This is a genomic window from Kitasatospora sp. GAS204B, from assembly GCF_029892155.1.
GTDB lineage: Bacteria > Actinomycetota > Actinomycetes > Streptomycetales > Streptomycetaceae > Kitasatospora.
Genome location: NZ_JARZAG010000058.1, coordinates 1 through 9,272, shown reverse-complemented (window position 1 = coordinate 9,272; position 9,272 = coordinate 1). Strand labels below are relative to the sequence as shown.

Genomic DNA, 9,272 nt, shown 5'->3' with positions numbered 1-9,272 from the left:
GACAGCCGGGCCCTCGGCCTGCCCACCACTACCCGGACAAGTCGAAATGGCCCGTCGAACGCACCGACGGACCGTCACGAAAGATCGAGGCTAGTTCCACCAGTGCTTCAGCAAGGTGGAAGTCCCATTCCTGGCCGCCCGGTCCAGGCCCCGGTATTCCGAGATGAAGTAGACGTTGACCGGATCGCTGCCGACCTTCGGGCGGAAGGCCGTGCTCATGTCCGACCAGCAGTTTCCGCACGGCTGGCGGTCGGTGAAGAGGTTGAGTGGCTTGTAGTTCGTCACACCGTCGGCATGCAGGCCGTTGACGATGCTTTCCTCCGAGTGGTACAGGCCCCCACCCGTGTTGAATGCAGGCCGATAATGCTCCAGCCCCGTGGTGTTGTCGCGGTAGTGCAGGACGGCGAAGTTGCTGTTCCAAGGCCGCTCGACATCGAGCCGGCCGCCCTGGTAGGTCGTTTTGATGTGGTTGAGGAAAGCCTGCCCGTTGGCGTCCAGGTTGGGGTCTGCGACGTTGTGCTCGTTCAGGACGCCGTTGTTCTCGCAGGGGGCGAGGCCAAGGGGGTCGAATGAGATCAGCGGGTTGTGGACGTAGGTGTCGGGGTTGGCGGCGGGGGCGAGGCCGAGGGGGTCGGGCGAGGTGTAGCGGGCGGTCGCCGGGTCGTAGTAGCGGTGGTAGTTGTAGTGCAGCCGGGTTTCCGGGTCGAAGTACTGCCCGGGGAAGCGGAGCGGGGTGTAGGTGGTGCTGTCGCGCGGCCAGGTGGTGTGGCCCCACAGGGTGGTGTTGGCGCGCCAGGCGATGGTGCCGTCCGTGGGGTCGACGAGTTCGGTGGGCGTGCCCACCAGGTCGGTCACGATGGCGTAGAAGCGTCGGTCGGTCCGGTCCCGGTCCGAGTCGGTGATGGTCTCGGTCTGCGCGAGGGGCCGGAAACCGTCGTGGTCCCAGCTCAGGGCGTGCGGTCCGGGCAGGGCGGGGCTGTGGGTGGTCTGCTCGGCGATGCGCGGGCCGTCCCAGGTGAAGTCGGTGCGCTCCTCGACGGTGCTGCCGTCCGCGCCCAGCCGTTCCTTGGAGACGCGGCGGCCGAGCGGGTCGTACCGGTAGCGCCAGCGGGTGCCGTCGGGGGTGCGGACCTGGGTGAGGCGGTCCTCCGGGTCCCAGGTGAAGCGCCAGGTGTCGGGCTTGCGGGACAGGCGCTCGACCTGACGCATCGTCACCCTTCCCGCGCTGTCGTACTCGTAGCGCACCCCGCCGGCCCGGGTCAGTTCGCCGCCCGAGCGGACGCGTTCGCCCAGTGCGGGTCGGGTGGCCTCCGTGGCGGGCCAGGTGGCGGTGGTGAGGTGGCCGCCCGGGTCGTAGGCGTAGGTCTCCTCGCGTCCGGCCGTGAGCACCGAGGTGACCCGGCCGGTGGGTCCCAGCAGGAAGTCGCGGGTCCGGCCCGACTGGTCCTCGATCCGGGTCGGGTGGCCGTCCGCGCGGTAGGTGTAGGACCTGCTCTGCAGGATCTGGTCGGGGGTCTGCAGGGTCTGCGCGGTGATCCGGTGCTGGGCGTCCCGGACGCTGGAGAGGGTCAGCTGCGCACTGAGGGCGCGGTGGTTCTCCAAACCCGCCGGGTCGTAGCCGAAGTCGAGCCGGCCGTCCGCCGTCTGCAGCCAGGCGCGGTTGCCTGCCGCGTCGTAGCCGAAGGAACTGGTGTGGCCGGAGGGCAGGGCGCGGCTGGTGCGCCGCCCCAGGGCGTCCCAGGTGTGGGTCACGGTGCGGCCGTCGACGGTCTCGGTGAGGATGTTGCCGAGGGCGTCGACGGTACGGCTCAGCTCGCAGTCCGCGTTGGCGGCCCGGATGAGATGGCCGGCCACGTCGTAGGCGTAGGTGGTGACGGCGTCCTCGGACTCGGTGAACATCAGGCGGTCCAGCAGGTCGTACTGGTGCCGGACCGTGCGGCCCTGCGCGTCCGTACGGGAGACCGGCCGGGGCCCGGCGGTCCAGCCGAAGCTGACGGTGCGTCCGTGGAAGTCGGTCTCCGACGTCAGGCGCCCGGCGGCATCGTAGGTGTAGGTCCACTGCTGGCCCAGCGGATTGGTCACCGCCACCAGTTGGAGCTCGGCGTCCCAGGTGAAGGTGAAGCGGGAGCCCTCGGGGGTGCGGGCCGCGCAGACGCGGTCGAAGTCGTTGTACTCGAAGGTGCTGACCTGGCCGAGCTTGTCGGTGTGGCTGCGGTTGTTGCCCTCGCCGTCCCAGGTCCAGGACTCCACCGTGCCGTCGGGATCCTGACGGGAGGCCAGCTGTCCCTCCGCGGTCCAGGTGAAGCGGGTGACGCCGCCGAGCGCGTCGGTGACCGCGGTGGTCCGTCCGAACGCGTCCCGCTCGCAGGAGGTGCGCGAACCGTCGGGAGCGGTGACCTCGACGGGCAGCCCGGCCGGGTCGCACCGGAAGCGGGTGGTCCGGCCCAGGGCGTCGGTGATGGCGGCCAGGTTGCCCTGTTCGTCGTAGCCGTAGCGGGTGACCGAGCCGGTCGGATCGATCGCCGCCGTGCGGCGGTGGGCGCGGTCGTACTCCTGGCGCCAGACCGCTCCGCCGGGCAGCTCGATCTCGGTCGGGAGGCTCGTCATGCCGTGGTAGGCCAGCTGGATCCGCTCGCCGTCAGGGCGCGTGAGCGCCGTCACCTCGCCCAGACCGTCGTACTCGTAGCGGGTGGTCCGGTCCAGGGCGTCGGTGTGGGCGAGCACGCGGTGGTACTCGTCGTACTCGGTGCGGGTGGTGTGGCCCAGGGGGTTGACCTGGGCGACGACCTGCGCCCGGTGGTTGATGTGGTACTCGCTGGTGTGGCCGTGCGCGTTGGTCTCGTAGTTGATCCTGATGCCCGTGTCCGGATCGGGATCGCCGTAGCGGAAGTGGAACCGCTGGGAGCCCCGTGCGCCGCCTTCCTCGACCACCCGGCCGAGCTCGTCGTAGGTGTAGGTGTAGTGGCTGCCGTTGCGGTCGGTCCAGGAGGTGATCCGCCCGTGCGTGTCGTTGCTGAAGCGCAGGGCCTCGCCGGAGGGGTTGTACACGGCGGTGAGCCGGCCGTCGGTGTAGCCGTAGCGGACCAGCAGGGCGTGGTGTCCCTCGCCGCCGGCGTCCGCGAGCCGCACGGCGGTGATCCGGCCCCGGTCCACCGTCACCAGCAGGCGGTAGCCGGCATGGTGGGTGATGCTGACAGGGGTCCCTGACGTGTCGTACGCGAAGTCCACGCAACGGCCGGCGCGGTCCCGCAGCCTGGTCAGCAGCGCGGTGCTGCTCGCCGGGCTCGGAGTGAACTCCCGTACCCGGCCGCTCGCGAGGTCGGTGAGGGTGTACCCGCCGTTCTCCTCGTCGACCTCGAGGTCCCACCGGGCACCGGCGCTGGCCTGCACCGGGCCCCCGCCCGGCACCGGGTGGGGGTAGACCTGTGCGACGCGGTCGGCACCGAGGTAGACCACGCCGTCCTCGTCACGCTCCAGGCGTTCGTCGAAGGTGCAGACCCAGCGCTCGCCCATCCAGCGGCCGGCCTGGTAGCCGGACTCGAAGGAGCGGGTGAAGAGCAGCGGCAGTGCGCCGGGCAGCGACACGTCCACGGCGTTCATGAACATCCGGCCGGTGGCCATGTCCACCGGCTCGCCGCCGGGGCAGATCGAGTCGTCCGTGCGGCCGGACTCGTCCGGGTTCCCCGCCTGCTTCTTGGCCGAGCCGCTGCCGTCCGACTTCGGCTTGTCCCCACCGGGGGGAGTCTCCTTGTCCCCGCCGGGGGGCGTCTCCTTGCCTCCCGACTTGCCCCCAGGCGAGGACTTGCCGTCGCCGCCCGGGCCGGAGTGGCCGGGGTGCAAGCCCTTGTCCTTGCCCCCGTTCGTATGGAGCTTCTTGAGTTCGTCGGCGTGCTTGGCGTCGTTCTCGACGTGGTTCTTGACGACGCGTTCGAGGTTGTCGCCGGTCTGGTGGTAGAGCTTCTTGACGGCCTGTCCGGTGTCCTGACCCAGGGACTTGCCGATGCGCTTGGCGCCGTCCTCGACGATCTTGGCGATCTCGCTCATTCGAAGCTCATCTCACTGACGCGGGCGGAGAGTTCGTCGGCGTGGCCGGCGACGTCCTCGGCGTGGCTGCGCATGGTGCTGGAAGCGGTGCGGACCACGTCGGGGTCGATGGAGAACGCGGTGCCGACACTGCCGCTGGAGGCCTCGCCGAGGGCGGCGGCGACCTCCTTGTACACCAGGCCGCTCACGGCCTTGGCGACGGTGTCCTCCAGCGGGGAGATGGCGGCCTCGACGACCTGGCCGACGATCTGGTCCTCCAGGTCCTTGACAAGCTTCTTCATGATGCCGCTGGCGGCGGCCTCGATGGCCGGCAGGGCGGCTTCGGACAGACCGAAGGTGAAGACGGCGGCGGCCTGGTCGGCGACGAAGGTGACGGCCAGGCCGACGAGCTCGCCGATGGCGGCGACCTTGAGGCCGGTGATGGCGGTGGCGGCCATGTCCAGCGCGGTGGCCACGGCGTGGCAGGCGGTGTGGAGTTCGGACATGTGGGTGTCCGACATCGTCGCCCAGGTGGAGATCATGGCTTCGTAGGAGGCGCCCTGGTAGCCCTCGGAGAGGTTCTTGAGGGTGGCGGTCGCGTCCTGGTGGGAGTTGTCCACCTTGTCGGCGAAGTCTCTGACATGGCCGGCGAGTTCGCGGACCTTGTCCTCGTCGATCTCCGGCCAGGTGATACCGATGAAGGAGAGCAACTGGACCACCGGGTGCGGCAGTTCCATCGACACGACGACCCCCCGAAGCCTTATCTGTTCGCAGTCGGAACTAGATTAGCGGATCATATATGCCGACTTACCGGGACAGGCCGTGCGCAGCCACAGGTCTACACCTTGGGGCAGATGTCCGGGGCGCCGGGAACCGAATGGCCGGCACGGACGGTTCTGGCCCCCGGCGAAGAGGAGCCGCCGGGGGCCAGAACACGTTCCGCAATGCAATGAGGCTGGTCGGACCGACATGATGTCGGTCCGACCAGCCTCATTCGGTCGATTGACCTCTGTGCGCGAGGGGGGAGTTGAACCCCCACGCCCTTTCGGGCACTGGAACCTGAATCCAGCGCGTCTGCCTATTCCGCCACCCGCGCAAGGTGTTGGACACATCGTAGCCGATCCCCCGGGGTGCTCCGGACCAGCGGGGGCGGCGGGCCGGCGGCGGGGGCGGCCGGGCTCGGACTCAGCGGCCGGGCGTGCGCAGGGCGAGGTCGAGATGCCCGCTCGGGCGCTGCCCGACTGTTACGGAGTCGGGCGGCTGCTGTTACCCGCACGACGGTGGACCGTCGGGCGAGCTGCCTACGGTCGGTGAGTCCGCAGCGGAACTCCGCGGCCCACCAGCCCGGGCCCGCCCCCCGGCCCGGGCTGGTGCACATGCACATGTTCATGTGTTGCAGACTTATGCACCGAACGTAGACGAAAGGCCCACTCCACCGTGAGGACATGGTTCAGCCGCGGCGCCCTGGGCAGAGGTGTGCTCCTGGCTGTCCTGGCCGCGGTGTCGGTCACCGGCTGCGCCGACGCCGGGGGCCTGCACGACGCCGGGTCGGCCCAGCCCGTCACCCCGCATCCGAGCCCGTCGCCGCTCTGGCCGGGCACGGTGGGAAGCGCGGCCGCCTCCCCGGCGCCGACCCCGGGATCGCCGCACCCGGTACCAGGGGTGACCGTGCCGGAGGGCGACCTGCACAACGTCGACGCCCGCACGCTCCTGCTCGCCGACCAGACCCAGCCGCTCGAGAACTTCTGGCTGCACAGCATGAACGGCTGCCGGACCACGAGCCTCTGCCAGGTCGAGCCGGCGCAGTACCGTGACCTCACCGGCGACGGCCACCTCGACCTGATCACGGCGGTGCTGATGCCGATGGCGCGGACCGCCTTCCTCAACGTCTACACCGTGCAGGACGGTCAGGCCGTGCCGATCCTGTCCACCGAAGTGCAGCCTGGCTTCTCGGCCGAGACCATCGGCACGGACCTGGTCGTCCACCAGTTGGTGACCCCGCTCACCGAGCGCAGCACCACCTACCGCTGGGTCCCGCCGCGGCTGTCCCTGGTCTCCCAGCTGACCACGCCCGTCGCGCCGCCGGGCGGCCCCACCTCGCCGCCGGCCGACACCACGGCTGATGCGCTGCCGGAGCAGTCGCCCGCCGCACCGGCACCGTCCGCCACCGCAGGGAGTACCGGATGAGCACGCCCCAGCCCGGCGCCGCGCCGGCCGCACCGCGGATCCTGCTGGTCGAGGACGACGAGGTGATCCGCGAGGCCACCCGGATGGCACTCGAACGCTACGGCTTCCCGGTCGACACCGCCGCCGACGGGCTGGAAGGCCTGGAGCGGTTCCGCGCCCAGCCGCCGGACCTGCTGCTGCTCGACGTGATGCTGCCGCTGCTCGACGGCGTCGGGCTCTGCCGGCGGATCCGCGAGGAGAGCCAGTTGCCGATCCTGATGATGTCGGCGCGCACCGAGCCGATCGACGTGATCTCGGGCCTGGAGGCTGGCGCCGACGACTACGTCGTCAAGCCCTTCGAGATCGCCGTCCTGGTCGCCCGGATCCGGACCGTGCTGCGCCGCACCGCCGTGGCCCCGGCACCGGGTGCGCCTGATCCTGCCCCCGCGCAGCGCGCCGCGGTCCGAGTGATCGACGACCTGGAGGTGGACACCGAGGCCATGGAGGTGCGGGTCGCCGGACACCAGGTGCCGCTCACCCCGACCGAGTTGCGGCTGCTGCTGGAGTTCACGGCGGCGCCGGGCATCGTGCTGGAGCGGCAGACCCTGCTGGAACGGGTCTGGGACTACTCCTGGAGCGCCGACAGCCGGGTGGTGGACGTCCACGTCCAGCGCCTGCGGGCCAAGATCGGCGCGGGTCGGATCGAGACCATCCGCGGCTTCGGCTACAAGCTGCGCCGGCAGCAGTGAGCCGGCGATGAATCTGCGACGGCAGATCGCCGCCACCGTGGCGCTGGTCTCGTTCCTGGTGGCGCTGACCGTGGGGCTGCTGGTCCACCAGGCGTCCGTGCGCCAGCACACCGAGCAGGCCAGGAAGTCAGCCGAGGCCGCGCTGAACCTGGTGGTCGGCACCTACGACGGCACCGGCGAGCTGCTGGGCTGGCACGCGCGACAGGACGACCCCCAACTGCCTGCGGCCCTGCGGCGCCTGGCCGAGCGCGGACACCAGGGGTCGATGCTCGGCGGTAGCCCCGAGGGCACCGCGATGTGGGCGGCGACGGGCACCGGCGGCCAGGTGATCTCGGTGCGGCTGGACTACACCGACGACGAACGCGCCATCGCCGAGCTGGACCGGACGATCCAGATATCCGCGGCCCTCTCGGTGGTCGTCACCGTGCTCGCGGGCGTGCTCGCCGCCGACCGGATCAGCAGCCGGCTGCGGACCGCCGCCCGCACCGCCCGCACCATCGCGGGCGGCGACCTGGACGCCCGGATCGGACCGCTGGGCCGGCCCCGGGACGAGGTCGCCGAACTGGCGGCCGCGGTCGACTCGATGTCCGCCGTGCTGCGCAGCAAGCTCGCCAACGAGCAGCGGTTCACCGCCGACGTGGCGCACGAGCTGCGCACCCCGCTGACCGGTCTGCTGACCGCCGCCGAACTGCTGCCTCCGGGGCGGCCGACCGAACTGGTGAAGAACCGGGTCGCCTTCCTGTGCGACCTGACCGAGGATCTGTTGGAGGTCTCCCGGCTGGACGCCCGGGCCGAGACCTGCGAACTCTCCGTCGTCGCGCTTGGCCCGGTGGTCAGCCGGATCGTCGCGGGGGTCGGCTCGCCGAGCGAGCTGGGCTCGGACGCGTCGCAGGTCGAGCTGCGGATCGAGGGCGACGCCGAGGTCACCACCGATCCGCGCCGACTGGACCGGATCGTCACCAACCTGATCGCCAACGCCCACCGGCACGGCACTCCCCCGGTCGTGGTGAGCGTGGCCGACGCCACCGTGACGGTGCGCGACCACGGCCCCGGCTACCCCGAGGACATCCTGCGCGAGGGCCCGCAGCGGTTCCGCACCGGCGCCCGCGAACGGGGCCACGGTCACGGGCTGGGTCTCACCATCGCCCAGGGCCACGCCCGGGCCACCGGGATCGCCCTGCAACTGCGCAACGACCCGGCCGGCGGCGCCGTCGCCGAACTGCGCATCCCCACCGACGCCACCGAGGCCACGGACACCGGACGCACGGGCACCATCGACACCTGGCGGGCCGGCTGACAGGGCATCCGGCAGCCGGGCCACCGTCGGCTCAGTGCGGCAGCGCGCTGCCCGAGCGGCCTTGACCGTCTTCGCGGCGGCACCGCCGCCGCCGCATCCGCTGGTCCCCGCCAGTACGGCGCCCGCCAGCAACGCGACCCCGATTCCGTGTCTGATCCGCTCCATGTCCCTGCCCCGTTCACGTCATTGTTCATTTCACTTCGCGCCCGCCCGATCGAAGAACTCCGAAAGCCATTTCCGCGGCGCTCGGCAAGTCGCCTGCGAGACCATCGCCGGCGCCTCAGCCCTGCCCGGGTTCGCCGACTCGCTCCGCCGGTTCCTCGGCGCGCCGCCCGCTCGCCAACCCGAGTGCGTCGGCGATCCGTTGCCGACTCGCCCCGCGGTCGACGGCCGCCTCGATGAGCCGCCGTTCCATGCCGTCGACGTGGCTGCGCGCCTCCGCCACCTGGGCCAGCGCCGCCAGCACCTCGTCCACCGGTACCCGCGCCGCCTCGGCGGCCCGCCGGGCGAAGTGGGGGTCGGTGGCGCGGTCGACGGCCGCCAATGCCGCCAGCGCGGACATTCGGCGGCCCTGCCCGTATCGGGCGGAAAGCAGTTCATCGGCGGCCCGCAGGGCAGAGACGCGGCTCTCGTCATCCATGGCCTCAGCATTCCACCGGAAATCCGGGGATTGTCCCGATGTGACGGAGCCGCCTGGTTGCTGTTACACGATCGCCGGGCCAATGCGACATGGGATTCCTACCGTTCGTGATGCCGGTTCCCGATCTTCCGTGGTGGCCGGCCGATGAGCGGAGGGTCTTCTGATGTCAGTTGTGCGGCCGAGCATGAATCCGGGCCCCGGCGTGAACCCGAGCATGAGCCCCGACGCGAGCCTGACCCTGCGGACGATCACCCGTGAGGAGCATCTCGCCTTCATCCGGAGCCTGCCGTCAGCGAGCCACCTGCAGGTGCCGTCCTGGGGCGAGGTGAAGTCGGAGTGGCGCAGCGAGTCGATCGGGTGGATCGATGCTTCGGGTGCGGTGGTCGGTGCCGGTCTG

At 71.0% G+C, this 9,272-nt stretch carries 6 protein-coding genes, 1 tRNA gene and 1 pseudogene; 4 read left to right on the top strand and 4 right to left on the bottom strand.

From position 1 onward, the window contains the following. Positions 1 to 90 precede the first annotated feature (90 nt). From P3T41_RS36530 to P3T41_RS36520, 3 genes are all read right to left on the bottom strand, one after another. Positions 91 to 4,044, bottom strand: a complete 3,954-nt coding sequence (locus tag P3T41_RS36530; protein ID WP_280694968.1) for a DUF6531 domain-containing protein — start codon at positions 4,042 to 4,044, stop codon at positions 91 to 93. Next, positions 4,041 to 4,760 (bottom strand): WXG100 family type VII secretion target, encoded by a 720-nt coding sequence (locus P3T41_RS36525; protein ID WP_280694969.1) that lies wholly within the window; start codon positions 4,758 to 4,760, stop codon positions 4,041 to 4,043. The genes P3T41_RS36530 and P3T41_RS36525 overlap by 4 nt, the downstream gene beginning before the upstream one ends. Before the next feature lie 275 nt (positions 4,761 to 5,035). Next, a tRNA-Leu gene (locus tag P3T41_RS36520) sits at positions 5,036 to 5,119 on the bottom strand. A 380-nt stretch (positions 5,120 to 5,499) separates the two neighbouring features. On the opposite strand from P3T41_RS36520, the gene P3T41_RS36515 reads away from it, so the two are divergent. The 3 genes from P3T41_RS36515 to P3T41_RS36505 are packed head-to-tail and all read left to right on the top strand — an operon-like array spanning position 5,500 to position 8,235. Beyond that, complete coding sequence (locus tag P3T41_RS36515) at positions 5,500 to 6,210, top strand: hypothetical protein (RefSeq protein ID WP_280694967.1); 711 nt, start codon at positions 5,500 to 5,502, stop codon at positions 6,208 to 6,210. Continuing rightward, positions 6,207 to 6,938 carry a two-component system response regulator CseB gene (gene cseB, locus P3T41_RS36510; protein WP_280694966.1) on the top strand — a complete coding sequence of 244 codons (732 nt, stop codon included), beginning with the start codon at positions 6,207 to 6,209 and terminating at the stop codon, positions 6,936 to 6,938. The genes P3T41_RS36515 and cseB overlap by 4 nt, the downstream gene beginning before the upstream one ends. 7 nt (positions 6,939 to 6,945) lie before the next feature. Continuing rightward, positions 6,946 to 8,235: a HAMP domain-containing sensor histidine kinase gene (locus P3T41_RS36505; RefSeq protein WP_280694965.1), complete on the top strand. Its 1,290-nt coding sequence runs from the start codon at positions 6,946 to 6,948 to the stop codon at positions 8,233 to 8,235. Between the two features lie 280 nt (positions 8,236 to 8,515). On the opposite strand, the gene P3T41_RS36500 is transcribed toward P3T41_RS36505, so the two are convergent. Further along, positions 8,516 to 8,875 carry a hypothetical protein gene (locus P3T41_RS36500; protein ID WP_280694964.1) on the bottom strand — a complete coding sequence of 120 codons (360 nt, stop codon included), beginning with the start codon at positions 8,873 to 8,875 and terminating at the stop codon, positions 8,516 to 8,518. Between the two features lie 214 nt (positions 8,876 to 9,089). Between P3T41_RS36500 and P3T41_RS36495 the strand changes: the two are divergent. Beyond that, a pseudogene (locus P3T41_RS36495) lies at positions 9,090 to 9,272 on the top strand (peptidoglycan bridge formation protein FemAB); the annotation flags it as partial.

Bases quoted from the DNA above. Each gene is read 5' to 3' on its own strand.
- P3T41_RS36530 (WP_280694968.1), bottom strand. From the start codon at position 4,044: ATGAGCGAGATCGCCAAGATCGTCGAGGACGGCGCCAAGCGCATCGGC.
- P3T41_RS36525 (WP_280694969.1), bottom strand. From the start codon at position 4,760: ATGGAACTGCCGCACCCGGTGGTCCAGTTGCTCTCCTTCATCGGTATC.
- cseB (WP_280694966.1), top strand. From the start codon at position 6,207: ATGAGCACGCCCCAGCCCGGCGCCGCGCCGGCCGCACCGCGGATCCTG.
- P3T41_RS36505 (WP_280694965.1), top strand. From the start codon at position 6,946: ATGAATCTGCGACGGCAGATCGCCGCCACCGTGGCGCTGGTCTCGTTC.
- P3T41_RS36500 (WP_280694964.1), bottom strand. From the start codon at position 8,875: ATGGATGACGAGAGCCGCGTCTCTGCCCTGCGGGCCGCCGATGAACTG.